Source organism: Pseudoclavibacter helvolus (assembly GCF_014191305.1).
GTDB classification, from domain to species: domain Bacteria; phylum Actinomycetota; class Actinomycetes; order Actinomycetales; family Microbacteriaceae; genus Pseudoclavibacter; species Pseudoclavibacter helvolus.
Genome location: NZ_JACHWJ010000004.1, coordinates 138996 through 157461 on the forward strand (window position 1 = coordinate 138996; position 18466 = coordinate 157461).

The following is an 18466-nucleotide window of genomic DNA, read 5'->3' on the forward strand; positions in this document are numbered from 1 at the left end:
TTGGTGTCACCGCTAGGCTCGCGCCCGTGCCACCCACTCTCCGCGTAGCGCTCTCCACGCGCGACAATTCGCTCAACTTCCTGCGCCTGTGCCTCGCGGCTGCCGTGATCCTCGGCCATGCGTGGACGATCGGTGGGTTCGAGGACAGCCCGTTCCCGGAGCTCGGCACCTGGGCTGTCAACGGGTTCTTCGCGATCTCGGGGTACCTCATCGCAGGCTCCCGGAGGCGCACCGCGCTGCCCGGCTTCCTGTGGCGAAGAGCGCTGCGCATCCTGCCCGCGTTCTGGGCGTGCCTGATCGTCACGGCCTTCATCGTTGCTCCGATCGCGGCGGCCTGGACGGGGGAGCGGTACGAGCTCGGCAGTGCCGTCAGCTACGTCATCTCCAACTTCGCACTCTCGATACAGCAGACCGGCATCGATGCCACTCTGCAGAACGTGCCCCTCGAGGACATCTGGAACGGCTCACTGTGGACCCTGGTCTACGAGTTCGCCGCCTACGTCTTCGCAGCGCTCATACTGACGGTTCCGTTGCTGCGGAAGCATGCGGTCTGGGCCCTTGCGGCCCTGCTCATCGTTGTGATCGCGCTCCAACCCATCGCGCTCGGCCCCCTCGCCGTCACGCAACTCGTCGCGATCAACGTTCTACGCCTTGGCGTCTTCTTCCTCGCAGGGATGCTGATCTACTTCCTGTCGGACCGCATCCGCCTCACCTGGTGGCCGTTCATCGCTGCCCTGGTTTTGCTCGGTGGCCTCGCCGCGCTCGGTCGGGCCGAACACTACGGGCAGCTGCCATACGGATTCGCTCTCCTCTGGCTCGGTGCACGCATGCGAATCCCAATCGGGCGAGACAACGACATCTCCTACGGTCTGTACATCTGGGCGTGGCCGGTGCAGCAGCTCCTTGTCCTTGCCGGCGCCCAGGCGCTTGGGCCGTGGTTGAGCGCCCTGCTCGCACTCGCCTGCACGCTCCCGCTCGCGTGGCTGTCCTGGAAGGGCGTCGAGGAGCCGGCCATGCGACTCAGGCATTTGGTTCCGGGCCGGGCTTCCTCTCGAGTAACGCCGCAAAGTTCGAGCCCGACCGCGCAACCAGCTACTTCTGTGGACGATACGACGCTCTGAGGTACCGCGAGCCACGACAGGTGGCAGGTAAGCGCGGAGATGCTGCTGGCATCAGCCTGTGCCCTGTAGTCGGCGGTGCACCACCAAGGGGAAGTATGCGCAAGACCACCATCGTTGGAGCCGCATTCGCCGCCGCCGCGATCGTCAGCTTGAGCTCTGCACTGTCAGCGAGCGCTGTGACCATGCCCGTCGAGGGCGGTCCGTTCTCGTCGATAACGACGAAGCCAGATCTGAACTGCAGTGCCGAACTCACCGGCATCGTGGATGCTCCGCAGTATCGGGCAAGCGCGAACTGCGTCACCGCGGTCGCTGACGGAACCACCCTCAACCTGCCGGCCGACGAGAGCCTCTACTGGGGCTACGAGAACGACCGCACCTGGACTCCCGTGGCGCAGACAAACACGGGCAACGGAACGTTCTTCGACCCCTACGTCGTCACCACCGTCGCCGCGGGTCCGCTGCTCGAAGTCACCCAGACGGACACCTACGTGTCGGGCGAGTCCTCGTACGCAACGAAGATCAGTGTTCGCAACACGACCGCAGTCGCCCTCACACCGTCATCTACCGAATCATCAACTGCACGGCGGCCGAACCTTGGGATCACGCCGCATGCGGCGAAGTGGCAGCTGGCGGCCGGATCGCGGTTTGCCGCGGAGCACAGGGCGTTGCGACAGGTCCATGGGGGCAAGACATGACGCCGGGCGAAGAGATATTGCAACTCATCTCGCTCACCCCCGGCGGCACCTACGGCGTCGGAATGCGCAGAGATGTTCTGCTCGGCCTGGATGAGCCCAACCCCGAACCGTTCAGCGGTGGCGAGCACTCGAACTGGCAGCCGATCGACACCATCATGGCGGCAAGCTGGCAGCTCGACCTCGAGCCAGGTGCCTCATCGACGATCAAGCTTCAGACGCATTACTCCGCCGCCGGAGAACAAGCCGTCCCTGTCACCCTCACCTCGTCCGAAGGCGGCGACGGAGAGAGTACGGTCACGGCATCCTTCGGGACAGAGGATGCGCCGGCCGCGGTCTCGGGAGGGCCGCGCATCACGCTCCCGGCCGGCACCAGCTACGTCGAGGGTTCGTCCACGATCGGCGAACCGATGGTGATCGGCGATGTCCTGATGTTCACGGCCCCCATCGGAACCACAGACACGAGCTTCTCGTTCCGGGTCGCGGGCGGCGAAGCCGGAGTCGTCGGCGACCTAGAGCTCGTCGGTTCGACAGCAGACGGTGTTGACTACGTGCAGACCACGCTGCCGATCGAGATCGCGCCGTTCACGCCGGAACCAAGCCCGACTCCAACACCGATGTTGGCGCCGACCTCGACGCCGACCGCCTCCGTATCGGCATCACCGACTGCGACTGCAACCACTTCCGCAACTGCAAGCGCCTCGGCAACCACTACCCCCGCATCAACGCCACCGTCAGGCGCGCTCGCCACGACCGGCGTTGACAGCAACCTTGCGCCGCTCGGTATCGGCGCTGGTGTGATTGTGCTCCTGGGCGCGGGACTCGCCATGCTCGCCCTACGCCGCCGCTCGAAGAACGACGCGAGGTAGGCACGCCCAAAGCGAGTCGATGAGCCGGCGTGCCCACACCTGACAGATGAGAGCCCGCCGGTTTCGTCGTCAGAAGAAGATGTCGAGCGTCAGGCGCATCGCTTCTTCCGTCAGCACCGCGGCGGACGACAGGCCCGCCGTGGCGATCAGCGCGCCTGGATGCGCCAGCCCGACCACGACGGAACGCAACCTCGGCTGGCCCGCGAGGAACGCATCCGGAACCCGAGAGCGAACTTTTGAGGGATGCTCGCGCCAGCCCCGCAGCTTCGACAGGAACCAGGCGCAGCGCAGCAGGAAGACGAGCCAGATCGCAAGAACGACGGGCAGCATGAGCCCCGCGAACAACTGCACCCCCGAGTAGGTGATCTCGTCTTCGCGGTTCCCGGCCATGAGCTGCAGCAGCGTGGAGAGGCTCGCGCTCATCACCACAGAGACGGTCCAGGCCGCGAACCCCACGATGAGCGTCACGAACCGCACGAAGAAGTGGCCGAAGACGGAGTCGTGCGCGTCGAGGTGACTGCGTGGGGTGTGCAGCAAGAGGGCAACTGTCGCCGTGAGGGCTGGCAGCGACCCCACGACCATAACTGCGACCCACAGCGCCATCGGCCAGTCCGCGAGCCAGCCGACGACGGTCACGGCCCCGAAGACGACAAACCAGGCCCAGTTCCAGAGCAGCGGATGCGCCACGAGGGTCGAGGGCAAGGTCCGATTGACGGCGATGAGCAGTGGGGGAGCTGCGGCGACCCGCTGGTCATTCATGCGCCCATCGTATTCGCCCGCCCGCGCAGTGCCCACTGCGGAGATTCCCTTCTCCGGACACGCGCGTTTCCGTGCATTTTCAAGTTTCCCAGGGAGATACGGGAAGCACTCTCTGCATGCCGTGAAATTGACCACCGGATAGTCCATCCCTATAGGCCCTCTCAGGCTTTGGACCGGGCAAAAGTATTAGCGTTGCGCTGTCAGAAGGCCGTCGGCGGGGGAACGCCGCGGCCCAATGCGAGGGCCCCCGGCTTTCGCTCTTACATCCCCTGGGTGTTAGCAAATGACTGAAATGAACGCCGACGGGCCGCGCTCCGGCACAATCGACCGCAGGAATCTGCTGGGAGTCGCCGCCTGGTCGACACCCGTCATCGCCTCCGCCGTTGCAACGCCCGCCTCGGCCTCGTCCAAGGTGGAGTACCAGGCTTTCAGCGGCTCGCACATCCAGCTCGTCACGGAAGACATCGAACGCAACGGCGTCATCGTGGCAACGCCCACCTTCGCGCTACGCGGCGAACGGGACAACCCTGTCGTCTACTTCGGCACCAACTCGAGCGGTCTCACCGCGACGATCACCAACTACTGGGCGACCTACAAGCTGCCGTTCGCGGTCGACTGGGACGAAAATCGACCCCGACTGGAACATGAGTGAATCGGCTCCTGTCGATGGCTACTGCACCTACACCGTGACACGAAAAGCATTGCCCGCGACCGCCCTCAATATGGAACTGCCGCTCAGCACGGGCCGCCCAGATCTCGCCGACGACACGAACTCCATCGCAGCACCCCTCTTCCACGGGGTCGCGCGAGCGGGAACCTGGACCGTCGACGGCACGCGTGCGTTCAACGTCTTCAGTGTCAAGCACTTTGGCTTCACCGCGCACCTGCCATCCGGGGACGTCAAGGACCAGTTCCACCGCGAACGCCTCACGGGTGGCGTCTATCCAAGCGGGCAATCAACGGGGCGACGGAGAGCGATCTCTGCCGCCCCATTGTGCATTTCCTCACCTCTCAGCCCAATATCGGAGCCATTCTTGGGCGATGCATCCACAGGGCAGTTCTCCCCACACATGGACCGCACCAGTCGAGTTAGCGTGAAAGCTCACGAGGTCGGCGTACGACGGGGGTCAGTCGCCGACCGGACGCAGCGAGGAGAGTCTTCCTCGCTTCGGAAGCAAGGGGGAACAAACATGTCAGCTCAAGAGAACGAGGAACAACCTGAGGCGTCGGCGGATCGTCGCCGAGTGCTCGGCGCCGCGGCCTGGGTCGCACCAATCATTGCGATGTCCATCGCGGCGCCGGCTCAAGCAGCGTCCGCGAACGAATCGCCGGCCTGACGGGCTCACGCGAAACTGCAGCCATGCGCGGCGGAGCGTCGGTGGTTATCGCCCCGCGCTCCCGTAGCCTGTGCTGGTGAATGCACGCAGACAAAGGCCAGTGCGACGCGCGATCACGATCGCCTGCGTCGCGCTGGCCCTCGTTCTTGCCGTCGTGGTGGCCGGGCTCCCGCTCTTCGTCTACCCGTCAACAGACGAACCGCGGGAAGTCGACGCCATCATCGTGCTCGGGCCTCCACGCGAGGCGCGCATCCAGGCCGCTCAACAGCTGGTTGCCGACGGCTACAGCGACACAATCGTCATCGCCGTCGACGACTACGGCATCGACTCGGCCATCAACATCGAGGCCTGCGCACCGGAAGCGGCGGGGGAGCCGTCCGGAACCGTCACGCGATGCCTCATCCCGGAACCCTTCACTACCGCGGGCGAAGCGCTCATGGTCGAACGGCTCGCGGCCGCAGAAGGATGGGAGAGCGTCGTGATCGTGACAAACGTCACCCACATCTCGCGCGCCCGCATGATCTTCACCGACTGCCTCGGTGGGGGAGTGCTCGCCACCGACGACGGCGCAGGCATCGAAGACTCGAATTGGGCGTGGATGTACGCCTACCAGTCGGCCGCCTTCGTCAAGGCCCTTGTCGCCCCGACCTGCTAAGAACCCAGGGCAGTTCAGCCCGCAACAGCCAGTTCGGCCAGCGATGTCGGTCGTACTCGCTACGGTAGTTGCATGACGACACGTCGCAATGAGGGGGCAGCATGACCGCGCTTGACCACACCACAGTGCAATGGCGCAGGGTGTCGCCCAAGTACATCTGGTCGGAATTGATCTCCGCATTCTTCTGGGGTCTGGTTGCGCTCGCGGGCGTCATTGCCATCCTCGTGATCCCGGAGGTGCCCAAGTGGGTCGTCGTGTTCCCTGGCGCCGGGCTCCTCGCGATCCTCATCTCCATCCCGTTCGAATGGCGACGCGTGCGCGCCATCGGCTACCAGCTGCGTCAAGATGACCTCGTCTTCCGCCGCGGTCTCTTCTGGAGCCGCATGGTCGCCATCCCGTATGGCCGCCTGCAGCTTGTCGACATCCAGCGCGGTCCACTCACGCGAATCTTCGGGCTCTCCTCCCTCAAGGTCGTGACCGCAGCCGCCGTCACGAACGTGACGATCCCGGGCCTCGGGTGGCAGGACGCCGAGAAGCTCCGCGACGACCTCGTGGCCCTCGCCGAGACCCGCCGAGCTGGCCTCTGATGAGCGCACCGACACCTCCGGGCAACTGGCAGCAGCCGGGGACTCCTCCGCCGATGCCGCCTGCGCCGCTCGGCCCGCCTGCGCCGTTCGGCCCGCCTGCGGGTGGTCCGCCGCCCGGTGCAGGCCCTGCCCTCGGTCAGGGCTCCGACCTCATCGATGGCGAGTGGCACCGCCTTCACCCGCTCACGCCGCTGCTGCGCGTCGGCGTCTTTGTCATCGCCATCGGCGCCTTCCTCATCAACCAGTCGTGGCAGACCATCACGAGCTTCCTGTTCCCGCAGCTCGATGAGTACAACTACAACGAGTACGACCCGACCACGATGGTCTTCCAGAACCAGACCTGGCTCCTCTGGGCCGCCATCGGCACGCTGCTCGTCATCCTGCTCATCGGCCTCTTCAGCTATCTCTCCTGGCGCTTCGCGCAGTTCCGGGTCAGCGACACCACGATCGAGCTGCAGAGCGGAGTCCTGTTCCGCAAGAGCAGGCAGGCGCGACTCGATCGCGTGCAAGACATCAATATCCAGCGCCCGCTCGTCGCGCGCATTGTCGGCGCCTCGAAGATCGAAATCGGCGTCGCCGGTGAGAACGCGAACATCCAACTCATCTACGTGCGCACGCGCGACGCCGACGGCATCCGCGCCGGCATCCTGCAGCGCGCATCCGGTGCGAAGCGAAACGAACGGCAGGCGCAGGAGCAGGCTAACTCGCCCGCCGGGCAGGGTCTGGCCTCGCCCGCCGGCGCCGGCCAGACGGCAGGCGCTGGCTCAGGAGCCGGTGCGTCGGTCGAGCAGAAGCCGCCGACCGCCGAGCAACTTCGGACGCGCGCGTCCGAGTTCTTCGCCCAGCGGGTGGAAGAACTCACGAGTCCGGAGCTCGCACCGGGGGAGGCCGCCCCGCAGTCGGTCGTCCGCCTGCCACCGTGGCGCCTCGTCGTCGCCAACCTCGTCAACCCGTGGCTCATCGTGATCATCGTGGCGCTCGTCGCCGGGCTCATCGTGACCTTCACGTTCGGGTTCTGGTGGCTGCTCTTCTCCATCCTGCCCCTAGGCGCCGTGTTCTTGGCCGTCACCGTCGGCCAGATCCTGCCCTCGCTCAACTACAGCATCGCGGCCACCCCAGACGGAGTCCGCGTCGGCCGGGGCCTCCTCACCACGAGCAACGACACGGTCCCACCGGGCCGCATCCACGCCGTGCAGGTCTCACAGCCGCTCTTCTGGCGCCCGTTCGACTGGTGGATGGTCCGCATCACGCGCGCCGGTACAGAGCAGGTGTCGTCCGACGGCTCGCAGAACCAGGCCGCGCTCACGCGCAACCTCGTCCTCCCCGTCGGCACGCGGGCCGAGACCGAGCGCGTACTCGCGCTGCTCCTGCCGATGCTCGTCGACGACGAAGTGCGTCGCCTCATCGAACTCGGCATGTACAGCAAGGGCAACGACGACTACTTCGTCACCGCACCGAAGCGGGCCGCCTGGATGCGCCCCTTCTCCTGGAAGCGCCATGGTTTCCGCCTCGACAACCGGGCGCTCTACCTCCGCTTCGGCGCCTGGTCGCGCAAGCTCACGATCATCCCGGCCGAGCGGATGCAGTCCATCGGCCTCGACCGCGGACCGATCGGCTACTTCGCCAACGTCGTGAACCTCCACGCCCACACCGTGCTCGGCGTCGGCGTGACAACGCGCATCGGCATGGTCGATGGCAACATCGGCATCCGCCTTTTCGACGACGTGTCCGCCGTCGCCATCCGCGCCGCGAGTCTCGACTCGTCCCACCGCTGGCGCGAGGCCGCGACGCTCAGCGCCATCGCAACGGCGCGGATGCGCGTCGCTGACGCCCAGTCGCGTGGCATCCCCGTGGACAGCCAGACGATCGCCGTCCTGCAGGCAGAGCGCGAGTACCAGCACGCGCTGGCCCAGAGCGGGGTACAGGCAACCTCGACGCCGCCCGTCGCCCAACCGCACGCCACACAGCGGTCAGCACCTGAGCCGGACCTGTCGCGGATCCCCGCCCAATTCGGGTCGGCACCAGGAGTTCCTGCAACAGCCGGTGCGCCAATAGCTTCTGTGCCAGTGGCTTCACCGCCACCGCCAGCGCCTTCTGCGCCAGCGGTTATTGCTGGAGACACCACGAGTGCATCAGCCCCCGCCGCCCCGAGCACCCCGGGATGGTCGACGCCGCCGTCCTCTGCCTCTGCTCCGGTCCCGCCTGCGCGTGACGGCGCTACCGCGCCGTCACCGATCGGACCAGTGCCGGGAGCGCCCGCAACCGGCGCCTGGGCACCGGTCTCCTGGGAGCCCGTCGCCGCACCACCGGCCACCCCGGACTCGGCGATCGACACCACTCCGACGCCGATCCAGACACCGGACGCGATCGGGCCGGCCCCGGTGCAGGTCACCCCGGCAGATCACGGCGTGCCGCCGGTCGCCGAGCCGAAGGCACCTGCCGCCGTCGTGCCGCCGTCTGCGCCGCCGTCTGCGCCGCCAGCATCGGCCGCTCCCGCCGCGCCGTCGGCTCCGGCCGCTCCCGCCGCGCCGTCTCCGGCCGATGACGAGGCGCCGCAACCGCTCACTCGGCGCCAGCTTCGCGAGCAGCGCCAGAACGGCATCCTGCCGACAGCTTCCGCCGAATCGACCCGCGAGCAGCAGCAGTCTGAGGGTGAAGCGTGAGCGGCCGCGAAGGACGCCTCGGGATCGGACTCGTGGGTGACTCGCCCACAGGGCTGATCGTCGCGACCGCACTCGCCGGGGCCGGCCACGCCCTCGTGGGCGTCGCCACCGAGTCTGAAGCGGCCACCGAGCGCGCATCCGCGATGCTTCCCGGCGCACCGCAGCTCACGCAACGCCAAGCGATCGAGCGCAGCGAGCTCGTGATCCTCGCCTACGAAGACCACGAGATCGAAGCACGCGTGCTCGAGCTCTCCGAAACCAAGGCCTGGGTGGCCGGGCAACTCGTCTTGCACACCATCGCCGGGCGAGGCACCGCGGTCCTGGGTACAGCCCTCGACCGGGGAGTGATCCCGCTTGCCGTGCATCCGGCAATCGAGATCACCGGCACAAGCCTCGACCTGCACCGGCTCAAGGAAGCCTGGTGTGCAGTCACCGCGCCCAGGCCAGTGCTTCCCATCGCGCAGGCTCTTGTCGTCGAACTTGGCGCAGAACCCGTCGTCATCGCCGAACAGGACAGGCCGACCTACGCGGAAGCCCTGCACACAGCGACCGAGTTCACTCGCTCCATCGTTAAACAGGCGACCGAGCTGCTCACCGGCATCGGCGTCGAAAACCCGGGCTTCATGCTTTCCAGCCTCGTCCGCTCCGCCGCCGACAACGCCCTCGCCGACGCCAACCCGCAGCGGCTCGACCCGCTCGACGGTACGCTTCCTGAGGCGGACCCGCGCTCGTAGCGGCAGCCGCAGGTTCCAAGGAGGGCTCTTGCCACACGTTCTGACCACGATCGCCGAAGCAATAGAAGTGCTCAGGGAGGTCGGCAAAACCGACACGATCGCGCTGGTGCCCACGATGGGCGCCCTCCACGACGGACACCTCTCGCTCGTCGACATCGCCAAGCGAAACGCCACCAAGACCGTCGTCTCCGTCTTCGTGAACCCCATGCAGTTCGCGCCGGGGGAGGACTTCGAACGCTACCCGCGCACCTTCGACGACGACCTCGCCAAGCTCGACGCAGCCGGCGTCGATTACGTGTTCGCGCCCGCAGTCAGCGACATGTACCCCGAGGGTGTCAAGCAGACGCGAGTCGTCGGCGGCTACGCCGCGGGCCTCCTCGAGGCAGCTCACCGCCTCGCGCACTTCGACGGCGTCCTCACCGTCGTCACCAAACTCTTCAACATCGTCCGCCCCAACAGCGCGGTCTTCGGCGAGAAAGACGCGCAGCAGCTGTTCCTCGTGCGTCGGCTCGTACACGACCTCAACCTCGACATCAACGTCATCGGCGCGCCGATCATCCGCGAAGAAGACGGCCTCGCCCTCTCCAGTCGCAACCGCTACCTCTCCACCGAGGAACGCGCCGCCGCGCTCAGCCTTGTGCGCGCCCTCTCCGCAGCCGCATCAAATGGCGACCGCGGAATCCGCGAGATGATCTCCGGCGCCCAGGGGGCGCTCATGGACGAGAAGCTCGTCAAGATGGACTACGTTTCCATCGTCGACCCCGAGACTTTCGCCCTTGTCAATGAGGCGTACCGAGGCAAGGCGCTTGTGCTCGTCGCGGCACGAGTCGGCACGACCCGCCTCATCGACAACATGAGCGCCTACGTCGGCGAGTACCGCTAGACGCGACCGTGTGGGCTCAGCTCCCGCTCCAAGAAGGAGCACACCGAGTCACGACGACCCGCTCCCGGCAGTTCGCACACGTCGCCGTCCAGCAGCTCACGCTCGGCGAGGGCCGAGCCGTCGTGCAGCGGATACACGAGCGACCGCTCACCTCCCGTCTCACCGTGGTTCTCGACGGCGGGCCGGTCACCATCACGAACCAAGAACAGCGCGAGTTGCGCGTCGAGGCGGGGGCCGGGTTCCTGCACCTCGAGGAGACGAAGCTCGAGACCGACGTCACGACACCGACGACACTGCTCTCCCTCATCGGCTCCGCGGGCGAGGGCAATCACGAAGAGAGCGACGTGGCGATCAACGGTCTGCTCTCCCTGAGCGCCTCACCGCTGATCTCCGGCATCACCGGATTCGGCCTCGCCCTGCTCGCCGACAAGCATCCGGGGACGAGCCTCGACGCCAGAGCGCTCGAGCGCATGGCTCGAGTCATGGTTCGTGAACTGCTTGCCTACTCCGAGGGCGAGATCCGGTTCCCCGAGCGACCGTCCACGTACGAGCTTGCCCTCCAGGTCATCCGACGCGATGCGACGCAACCCAACTGCTCGGCAGGGAGCATCGCTACCGAGCTCAACGTCTCGCTCAGGAACCTCGAACGAGAGTTCCAGCAGCACGGGCAGACGGTGCGTCGGGCGGTCCGGGATGCTCGGGTCCTGCACGCCCTGATATGTTCCGTGTTTTGTCAAGGGGCAGGGGTGAGCGGCGCTCTCGCCCGCGCCATGTCGGCGGTTGGGCATGCCAGCCCCAGGAGCTATCGCCTCTAACTCGAATGCGTTCCGTTCTCCCGGAAATATCCGGGGCGGTGGGTCAATTTTGTACTGGTCCAATTCGTTCCTTGAAGCGACAGTTCCCATACTTGAAACGTCACAATTTCCATGAAGACGCGGGGGCTGCCGACCTCGATGCCAGGCTCTTCTAGGCAGCGCTGCCACCCGCGCGCGCCATGCCCCCGTTCCCCCGGCGCGCGAGACGCGCACGTTCCCTGAGGGCCGCACGTCGCGCGCCCAGCCACGTCAGGACAGTTCCAGCATGACTCTCGACGCCTCCCCAGCCGTCCGCTCCATCCCCGCACGCCGCGCGATCTTGACGACCGCCGCCTGGAGCATCCCCGTGATCGCCGCTGCCGTCGCCACCCCGGCGCGTGCCGCATCCACCGCCGTCGCCGTCGACTGCCAAGCCACCAACGGCAGCTGGTCGGTTCCGGGAGGAAACCTCTACGCCGACGGCTCGCAGGGCATCCCGGCCGGCAACGGCGGCAACTACACCACCGGTTGGACGCCGACCAAACCCGGCATCTGGAACGGCAGCTCAACCGAGCAAGACGGGGGCCATGCCACCACCGACTGGTGGAACGGCACCTCACGACCGGGCGGGTCGTCGCCAGTCGGCTTCATGTCGCTGGACGACCGCGACAACCGCGCCGAGGCGAGCGACGAGCCGTTGCAGGTGGTGACCACGTTTGTCCTGCAGGGCGTCTCAGGCTTCACCTACGAACTCGACTTCCCCGTGTACGTCGGAGCTACCTACCTCGGCCAGCAGTACGTCAGCATCGACGCAACTGGCCCGGGAATCTCGGAGACCATCGCGCAGGGTGCCGCAGGCGCCGCATCCATTACCGCGGTCCCCACCGCCTACGCAGGCTACGCACCCCTGGGCGACGTGCAGGTGTTCAACGCCAGCCTGACGCCCACGTCCACCGGGCCGATCACACTCACGTACACGTTCGTCATGCCCAAGGTCACCGGCGGTGCCCGCCAGAACGCTGACATCTGGGTCCAGACCCCGCAGGTCGCGAATTGCCCGGCCAGCACGTCGTAGTCCTCGTCGGGGTCGCGGCGTTGCTACGCTGAACGTTCCACGACCCCTGGGGGAACACACGCATGAGCTTTCGCATCCTGACGGTCTGCACGGGCAACATCTGCCGTTCGCCCCTCGCCGAGCAACTCCTGCGCGACGGCCTCAAGGGCCTCCCGGGCGTGACCGTCGAAAGCGCGGGTACGGGTGCCCTCGTCGGTAGCGGCATGCCGCAGCCCGCGCTGGCCCTCGCCGCCCAGTACGGGGTGACGGATGCGGAAGCCCACATCTCGAGGCAGCTCACCGAGGACATCGCGCGGGGTGCCGGCCTCGTGCTGGCCCTGTCGCGTGACCACCGTCAGCGCATCGTCGAGCTCGCGCCCTCCGTCGTGCGCCGCACGTTCACGCTGCGCGAGTTCGCGCACATCGCCAGCCAGGTCACGGCGGAAGACCTCGAGGAGACCTATGAGGCTCCAGGTGCCAGCCCCGGGTCGCGCCGCTCGCGTCGTGAGGCGCTCGACGGTGCCGCCGACGCAACGGGTTCCGGCGCGTCCGAACAGGACATCGTCGCCGCAGCCCTGGCCGCAGCGGTCGGCGCGGCGGCCCCGCTTCGAGGCGTTATCGCCCCGCTCGAGAACGCCAGCGACTACGACGTCGTCGACCCGTTCCGACGCTCGGAAGAGACGTACCAGCGCTCCGGCCGCGAGCTCGTGCCCGCCGCCGAGACGATCGTCGCTTACCTCGAGGGTGTCGTCGACTGGGCGAAGGCGCGCAGCGCGTAGCGGGCGTCCGCTCGACGGCCGTGCCGGCCCGAATTCTCCGGGCGAGTACCCGTATCTGTTCACCGACCATGTGATCGGCTAGCTTCAGCGCGAACGCGCGATGAGCGCGCGCGACGTTGGGGGACGACTTAGATGCGTGCAGACAGTCAGGCACCACAGGGCAATCAGGAACGACCGGCAACGGCGGAAGCGGGTTTGTCGCGTCGGCGCCTACTCGAAGGCTCCGCCTGGGCGGTGCCCGTCATCGCGATCGCGGCGGCGACCCCAAGCCAGGCAGCCTCGAACTGCGCCCTCTATCCGGGGGTCGTGATCTTCAGCGGGCCCAACGCCAACTTCGGTCCCAACGGTCCCGGGATCGACGCGCAGGGCAGCGTCAACCTCGACGGGGCACCAGTCTGGACACACCCGCCCGTGAGGATCGGCGTCGAGAGCTTCCCCGTCGGACCTCTCCAGCGCGGCCCCGAGAACCTCACGACTGCGGATGACGCGCTGCTTGTCACGCAGTATCCGATCGGCGAGCCGGATGGCTTTGCAGAGCAAGACCTCGTCATCACGTTCGGTCGTGAGGTGACGGACCTGGCCTTCACGATCGGTGGCATCGACACCCGCACGGGCGCTGGTGGCTACGCCGACGCGGTGAGTCTCGACTTCACGCCAGGCGAGACCGTGGTCACCGGCAGCCACGTGGGTGGCACCGGGGACTTCAGCACTCCCTGGGCAGCGATCGTCGCCACCGCGACGCCAGACGTCACCTCGCCGGCGAACTCGGTGCGACTCACCTTCACGTCGCAGGTGACGACCCTTGTGCTTCGGTTCCGCTCGACCGACCTCTCGCCCGCAGCGACCGGAACGCAGCGATTCACGATCAGCGACATGAGCTTCCGAGCGGGCTGCGGCATCGGGTCCGCCTAACTCGCGGGCCGCTGTTGGCTCGTGCCGGTTCGCGCGGCGGCGCGATGTGCACCAAACTGGGGGGAGTGCGATTCTGCGCGGCGTTCGTCGTGCCCAGGATGCGCATCCACACCCAGACGCACGACACGCAAGGAGCCCGAATGGCCGACGCGCCCATCCAAGACGCACTCTCCGAGGCGGAAGCCTCCGAGCAGAAGCAGGTGCGTCTCGACAAGCGCGCGCGGATGCTCGAGTCGGGCATCGCGCCCTACCCGCTGACGCTCCCCATCACGCACACCATCGCCAAGGTACGAGCAGCGCACTCGGAGCTCGAGGACGGCGCCTCGACCGGAGAGCGCGCCGGCGTCGCCGGGCGAATCGTGCACCTCCGCAACACGGGGAAGCTCTGCTTCGCGAGCCTGCAGGCCGGCGACGGGTCGCGCATCCAGATCATGCTCTCGCTCGCCGTGGTCGGCCAGGAGCAGCTCGACCTGTGGAAGGAATTCGTCGACCTCGGCGACCACGTCTTCGCCGCCGGCGAGATCATCTCCTCGCGCCGCGGTGAGCTGAGCATCATGGCCGACGAATGGAAGATGGCCTCCAAGGCCGTCCGTCCGCTGCCGAACCTGCACTCGGAGCTCAGCGAGGAGACGCGCGTTCGTCAGCGGTACCTCGACCTCATCCAGCGCCCCGTCGCCCGCGAGGTTGTGGTGGCACGCGCGAAGACCAACGCGTCGCTGCGCCAGACGTTCGCGAACCACGAGTTCCTCGAGGTCGAGACGCCCATGCTGCAAACGATGCACGGAGGCGCCGCGGCCCGCCCGTTCGTCACGCACTCGAACGCGTTCGACACCGAACTGTTCCTGCGCATCGCACCAGAGCTGTACCTGAAGCGAGCCGTCGTCGGCGGCCTCGACCGGGTCTTCGAGATCAACCGCAACTTCCGCAACGAGGGCGCAGACTCGACGCACAGTCCCGAGTTCGCGATGCTCGAGGCCTACCAGGCGTACGGCGACTACAACTCGATCGCCGACCTCACGCAGGAGCTCGTGCAGAACGCGGCGCTTGCCGTGTCCGGCTCGCACGTCGTCACCTGGACAGACGGCACCGAGTTCGACCTCGGCGGCGACTGGGACCGCCTGTCGATGTACCCGTCGCTTTCCGAAGCAGCCGGCGTTGAGATCACGCCAGAGACTCCGCTTGCCGAGCTCCTCGCGCTCGCCGAGAAGGTCGAAGTCGAGGTCAGCCACCCCACGCACGGCAAGCTCGTCGAAGAGCTCTGGGAGCACTTCGTGAAGGACGGCCTCACGCGCCCCACGTTCGTCATGGACTTCCCCGTCGAGACGTCCCCGCTCACCGCATCCCACCGCTCCATCCCGGGTGTCGTCGAGAAGTGGGACCTCTACGTTCGCGGCTTCGAGCTCGCCACCGGCTACTCCGAGCTCATCGACCCCGTCGAGCAGCGCGCTCGCTTCGTCGAGCAGGCGGCCCTCGGCGCGAAGGGCGACGTCGAGGCCATGCGCGTCGACGAGGAGTTCCTCGCCGCACTCGAGCACGCCATGCCGCCCTCCGGTGGCATGGGCATGGGCATCGACCGCCTACTCATGGCTATCACGGGCCTCGGCATCCGCGAGACGGTGCTGTTCCCGCTCGTGAAGTAGCGCGCAGCCACACGCAAGAAGCCGCCGCCCGAACCGGGCGGCGGCTTTTTGCGGCTCGCGAAGCGTGTGGGGGCGCGCCCCTTACGCCGTTTTCGCGACTGTCGGGGCGCTCACACCGATGTCGTCACCGGTCTGGCTCGCCGAACCGGCGGTGAACCCCCATGCGTAGATGAAGCGAAGACGAGTGCGCACTTGGACGAGGGGGAGGTGCGTTCCAGCAGAGGATTCCCCTTCTGTCGTTGGTTCGTGGGTGGGGCGCCTCACGAATCTCAGAACGAGCCTAACCTTTGGCTATGTCTCCGCATAATATGCTCCCTCGGGCGTCAATGCGGCGGGGCCAGCGCCATCGGATCGAGTCAACTCTCGGAACTTGCGTGCTTTTCCCCATCGACGCGGCACTCGATTTCGGCGACGACCTTCCGGAGCGCGTAGATCGTGACTGATCGGCGTTGAGCGGCCGGGTCCCATCCCGTGTGGTGCTCGAACTCGAGTTGCTGCAGATCTTCGAGAGCGGTGGATGCGGCGCCGAGTCTCGGGGACAGCTCGTCGTAGGACTCATCCCACGCTTGGAGGAGCTGCGCGATCTGCTCGCCGGCCGCAGCGAGAGCGCGGCGCGACTCCGCTCGCGCCTCGCTCCACGAGCTCTCGAGGAACGGTTCCTGCAGCTCTTCGATATGCCGGACGATGCGGCTGATGCTGTCGAGCTCGCCCTGCGCCGAATTGGTGTCGAACTTCGACCGGAGGCGCCGCGCGTTGCCTCGCAAATTGTCTTGCGCCTCGCCGACGAGCGTCTTGGCGTCGGCGAGGTGAGCCTCGAGGCGACGAAGCGAGGCCCGCCACTCATCGAGTGCATCCCGAGGGTGCTCTTCGCCGGGCAGCTCGGTAGCGCGTTTGATGGCGTCAGCGGCCGATTTCTTGACCGTGCTGAGGGCCTCCAACGCGTGCTTGGTCCCGGTCGAGGGCGGGACCAGAAGGTTCAGCCCGACGCCGATGGCCGCCCCGACAGCCATCTGCACGACGTAGCCGATGGAGAAGCCATCCGGGTTCGCGCCGCCGACGACGAACACGAACAGCGCCGCGATCGGGATGTAGTCGCGCCCTGCCCCGAAGGCAGGGATGCCCGCGAGCAGGGTTCCGACTCCGACCGCCACGGGAACAGCGAGCGCCACTGGGGTTCCGATGGTGATGAGCGCACCGGATGCCAGTACGCCGAGGAGAACACCAACCACGACCTGCACACTCGACCGCACGGATCCGGCCACGGTCGGCACACTGGCGACCAACGCACCGAGGGGCGCGTAGTAGGCGTACGCATTCGCCTCGCCGGGGACGAGGTGTCCGGCGTACCAGGCAAGCGTCGCTGCGGCAGCCGTCTTGGCGACGTGCAGCAGGCGGGGAGGCGTGACGGCGGGGACGAGTGCGCTCGCGATTCTATGCATCCATCTCAGGATGATGCCTCGTGCTCACCTTGTGCTGGGACTTGCCAGCCGGTCGTCCGTGATGAGGAGGGATGCAACGCGGATCTTCCCGATCACTCCCGCATCTGTCCTCAGGACGCGCAAGGACGGCCAGGGGCCGGAAGCACGTGCATCCGACCCCTGGCCGCTCTCGTTGGAGCTGGTCAGCAGACGGTGCCCTCGATGACGTAGCCGCCCCCGTAGTAGCTGCCGGCGGTGGGGTGGTAGCCCCACACGTTGAGGTCGATGACATTGTCGCTCGGAACCAGCTTCGGGTTGCCGCGTGTGCCGTTGTCGAGGTTGCCGCCCCACGCGTACACGCCGCCGTCGGAGGAAAGTGCGAGGTACGTGCCGTCGGAGGCGAAGACCTTCGTGACGGCCTTGAATGCATAGTCGACGCTGACGTTCGGGATGCGCGTCGAAGCGTGGAACTGCATGATCGTTCCCGTCGATGTGATGTAGAGGCCACCGACGTAGTTGCGGATCGCCCATGAGGCGAACGCGGCGACGTTTCGGGCGCGCCTCGTCCACGCAGTCCCACCCGAGGAGAAGCCCAACGCGGCGCCGCTTGTCCACAGGTCGCCGCTCGCGGTGCGCACGATGATGGCACCGGAGTTCGCTTCGACCTGGGCGATCCCGGTGGGCGCGCCTGCCACGGTCGTCAGGGTGTGGCCGTTGGTCCACTGGCGGATCGTACCGTTCGCGAAGAGGACCGCGCCGCCGTGTAGGAAGCTGGTTTCGTGCACACCGAAGGTGCTGATCGCCGTCGCACCTGCGGTGCCGCCGATGAGGGTGGCATTGACGGTCGTGCCGCTGGTCGCGTTGCCCCAGTAGTAGAGGCCCGCCGTGGTGAGTACGTAGCTGAAGCCGTCGTTGGACTCGGCAGCGATCACGGTGCCGGATATGCCGGTGACCTTCGCGACCACCGGGTCCCCGACGCCGGTGCCCGTCCGGAACCACTGGTACACCTCGGTTCCGGTGGCGCCGGTCGCGACGCCGCCGGTTGAGTTGTTGCCGTCCTCCAGTGAGGTCCATGCGTCGACGAACGTCATGTTGGCAACGTTCGCGCCGCCGTGCTGCAGCGTGCCAGGGGCATTCTGCGCGGCACCGACGTTGCGGCCCCAGTAGCGGACGAATCCACCGGCGACCAGCACCGCGGCGTTCGAGCCTCCGCTGCTGTTGGCCTGGTCGCCGGAGATTGAGCCGACCGTGGCGGTCGTGAGTCCTGGGACCGTGGACCAGTTGATCTGGGGTGCGTTGCTGCTGGATGTTCCCACATCTCGCGTAATCTGCACGACCTGGCCCGGTGATGCGATGATCGCCCCGTATGCGTAGGCGACGACGCCCGGGGAGCTGGATGGCGACGGTCCCCGTGGCTGGCGCCGGCTTGTCCCCGAGGGTCGCCTCGAAGCGGACCTGCCCGGCGTCGATGGTGCTGCATCGGGAAGCGCCGAACCCGGTGAGTCCGACGATGAGGGGCTCGTTCGACGCTGCCGCGAGGGGGGCGCTGGCGACCGCGGCGAGGACGGG

Annotated in this window: 18 protein-coding genes; 15 read left to right on the forward strand and 3 right to left on the reverse strand. The window is 67.1% G+C overall.

Going from position 1 to position 18466, the window contains the following annotated elements:
- The first annotated feature begins 26 nt into the window (after positions 1-26).
- The 3 genes from FHX72_RS12915 to FHX72_RS12925 all read left to right on the forward strand — a co-directional run bounded on the left by FHX72_RS12915 (position 27) and on the right by FHX72_RS12925 (position 2682).
- On the forward strand, positions 27-1121 hold the full coding sequence (locus FHX72_RS12915; RefSeq protein ID WP_183625669.1) for an acyltransferase family protein: 1095 nt from the start codon (positions 27-29) through the stop codon (positions 1119-1121).
- Between the two features lie 95 nt (positions 1122-1216).
- Positions 1217-1816 (forward strand): hypothetical protein, encoded by a 600-nt coding sequence (locus FHX72_RS12920; RefSeq protein WP_068483129.1) that lies wholly within the window; start codon positions 1217-1219, stop codon positions 1814-1816.
- Complete coding sequence (locus FHX72_RS12925) at positions 1813-2682, forward strand: hypothetical protein (RefSeq protein ID WP_183625671.1); 870 nt, start codon at positions 1813-1815, stop codon at positions 2680-2682. Before FHX72_RS12920 ends, FHX72_RS12925 begins: the two co-directional genes overlap by 4 nt.
- A gap of 69 nt (positions 2683-2751) precedes the next feature.
- On the opposite strand, the gene FHX72_RS12930 is transcribed toward FHX72_RS12925, so the two are convergent.
- Positions 2752-3441, reverse strand: coding sequence for a hypothetical protein (locus tag FHX72_RS12930; RefSeq protein WP_183625674.1), 690 nt, complete (start codon positions 3439-3441; stop codon positions 2752-2754).
- Positions 3442-3724: 283 nt separating this feature from the next.
- Here FHX72_RS12930 and FHX72_RS12935 point away from each other — a divergent pair, with 283 nt between their 5' ends.
- The 12 genes from FHX72_RS12935 to lysS all read left to right on the forward strand — a co-directional run bounded on the left by FHX72_RS12935 (position 3725) and on the right by lysS (position 15479).
- On the forward strand, positions 3725-4093 hold the full coding sequence (locus FHX72_RS12935) for a hypothetical protein (RefSeq protein WP_183625675.1): 369 nt from the start codon (positions 3725-3727) through the stop codon (positions 4091-4093).
- A 538-nt stretch (positions 4094-4631) separates the two neighbouring features.
- Positions 4632-4778 (forward strand): hypothetical protein, encoded by a 147-nt coding sequence (locus FHX72_RS12940; RefSeq protein WP_183625676.1) that lies wholly within the window; start codon positions 4632-4634, stop codon positions 4776-4778.
- Between the two features lie 76 nt (positions 4779-4854).
- On the forward strand, positions 4855-5433 hold the full coding sequence (locus FHX72_RS12945) for an ElyC/SanA/YdcF family protein (protein WP_183625677.1): 579 nt from the start codon (positions 4855-4857) through the stop codon (positions 5431-5433).
- Positions 5434-5534: 101 nt separating this feature from the next.
- The gene (locus FHX72_RS12950; RefSeq protein ID WP_183625681.1) at positions 5535-6020 is read left to right on the forward strand and encodes a PH domain-containing protein; all 486 of its coding nucleotides are present in this window, start codon (positions 5535-5537) and stop codon (positions 6018-6020) included.
- Entirely contained in the window at positions 6020-8683 is a 2664-nt protein-coding gene (locus tag FHX72_RS12955; protein ID WP_183625689.1) for a PH domain-containing protein, read from the forward strand. The genes FHX72_RS12950 and FHX72_RS12955 overlap by 1 nt, the downstream gene beginning before the upstream one ends.
- Positions 8680-9417: a DUF2520 domain-containing protein gene (locus tag FHX72_RS12960; RefSeq protein ID WP_183625691.1), complete on the forward strand. Its 738-nt coding sequence runs from the start codon at positions 8680-8682 to the stop codon at positions 9415-9417. The genes FHX72_RS12955 and FHX72_RS12960 overlap by 4 nt, the downstream gene beginning before the upstream one ends.
- A 28-nt stretch (positions 9418-9445) precedes the next feature.
- Entirely contained in the window at positions 9446-10300 is an 855-nt protein-coding gene (gene panC, locus FHX72_RS12965) for a pantoate--beta-alanine ligase (RefSeq protein ID WP_183625693.1), read from the forward strand.
- Between the two features lie 8 nt (positions 10301-10308).
- Positions 10309-11115 carry a hypothetical protein gene (locus tag FHX72_RS12970; RefSeq protein ID WP_183625695.1) on the forward strand — a complete coding sequence of 269 codons (807 nt, stop codon included), beginning with the start codon at positions 10309-10311 and terminating at the stop codon, positions 11113-11115.
- Positions 11116-11380: 265 nt separating this feature from the next.
- Complete coding sequence (locus tag FHX72_RS12975; RefSeq protein ID WP_183625697.1) at positions 11381-12169, forward strand: hypothetical protein; 789 nt, start codon at positions 11381-11383, stop codon at positions 12167-12169.
- Between the two features lie 62 nt (positions 12170-12231).
- Positions 12232-12927, forward strand: coding sequence for an arsenate reductase/protein-tyrosine-phosphatase family protein (locus FHX72_RS12980; protein WP_183625699.1), 696 nt, complete (start codon positions 12232-12234; stop codon positions 12925-12927).
- Between the two features lie 132 nt (positions 12928-13059).
- Positions 13060-13839, forward strand: a complete 780-nt coding sequence (locus FHX72_RS12985) for a hypothetical protein (RefSeq protein WP_183625701.1) — start codon at positions 13060-13062, stop codon at positions 13837-13839.
- Positions 13840-13979: 140 nt separating this feature from the next.
- Positions 13980-15479, forward strand: a complete 1500-nt coding sequence (gene lysS, locus FHX72_RS12990) for a lysine--tRNA ligase (protein ID WP_068483166.1) — start codon at positions 13980-13982, stop codon at positions 15477-15479.
- A gap of 356 nt (positions 15480-15835) precedes the next feature.
- On the opposite strand, the gene FHX72_RS12995 is transcribed toward lysS, so the two are convergent.
- Both FHX72_RS12995 and FHX72_RS13000 read right to left on the reverse strand, forming a co-directional pair.
- Positions 15836-16918 carry an aromatic acid exporter family protein gene (locus FHX72_RS12995; protein WP_183625703.1) on the reverse strand — a complete coding sequence of 361 codons (1083 nt, stop codon included), beginning with the start codon at positions 16916-16918 and terminating at the stop codon, positions 15836-15838.
- Between the two features lie 182 nt (positions 16919-17100).
- Positions 17101-18213: an RCC1 domain-containing protein gene (locus tag FHX72_RS13000; protein ID WP_183625704.1), complete on the reverse strand. Its 1113-nt coding sequence runs from the start codon at positions 18211-18213 to the stop codon at positions 17101-17103.
- Positions 18214-18466: the final 253 nt, after the last annotated feature.

Bases quoted from the DNA above. Each gene is read 5' to 3' on its own strand.
- FHX72_RS12980 (WP_183625699.1), top strand. From the start codon at position 12,232: ATGAGCTTTCGCATCCTGACGGTCTGCACGGGCAACATCTGCCGTTCG.
- lysS (WP_068483166.1), top strand. From the start codon at position 13,980: ATGGCCGACGCGCCCATCCAAGACGCACTCTCCGAGGCGGAAGCCTCC.
- FHX72_RS12920 (WP_068483129.1), top strand. From the start codon at position 1,217: ATGCGCAAGACCACCATCGTTGGAGCCGCATTCGCCGCCGCCGCGATC.
- FHX72_RS12940 (WP_183625676.1), top strand. From the start codon at position 4,632: ATGTCAGCTCAAGAGAACGAGGAACAACCTGAGGCGTCGGCGGATCGT.
- FHX72_RS12925 (WP_183625671.1), top strand. From the start codon at position 1,813: ATGACGCCGGGCGAAGAGATATTGCAACTCATCTCGCTCACCCCCGGC.
- FHX72_RS12955 (WP_183625689.1), top strand. From the start codon at position 6,020: ATGAGCGCACCGACACCTCCGGGCAACTGGCAGCAGCCGGGGACTCCT.
- FHX72_RS12985 (WP_183625701.1), top strand. From the start codon at position 13,060: ATGCGTGCAGACAGTCAGGCACCACAGGGCAATCAGGAACGACCGGCA.
- FHX72_RS12995 (WP_183625703.1), bottom strand. From the start codon at position 16,918: ATGCATAGAATCGCGAGCGCACTCGTCCCCGCCGTCACGCCTCCCCGC.
- FHX72_RS12930 (WP_183625674.1), bottom strand. From the start codon at position 3,441: ATGAATGACCAGCGGGTCGCCGCAGCTCCCCCACTGCTCATCGCCGTC.
- FHX72_RS12935 (WP_183625675.1), top strand. From the start codon at position 3,725: ATGACTGAAATGAACGCCGACGGGCCGCGCTCCGGCACAATCGACCGC.
- FHX72_RS12950 (WP_183625681.1), top strand. From the start codon at position 5,535: ATGACCGCGCTTGACCACACCACAGTGCAATGGCGCAGGGTGTCGCCC.
- FHX72_RS12975 (WP_183625697.1), top strand. From the start codon at position 11,381: ATGACTCTCGACGCCTCCCCAGCCGTCCGCTCCATCCCCGCACGCCGC.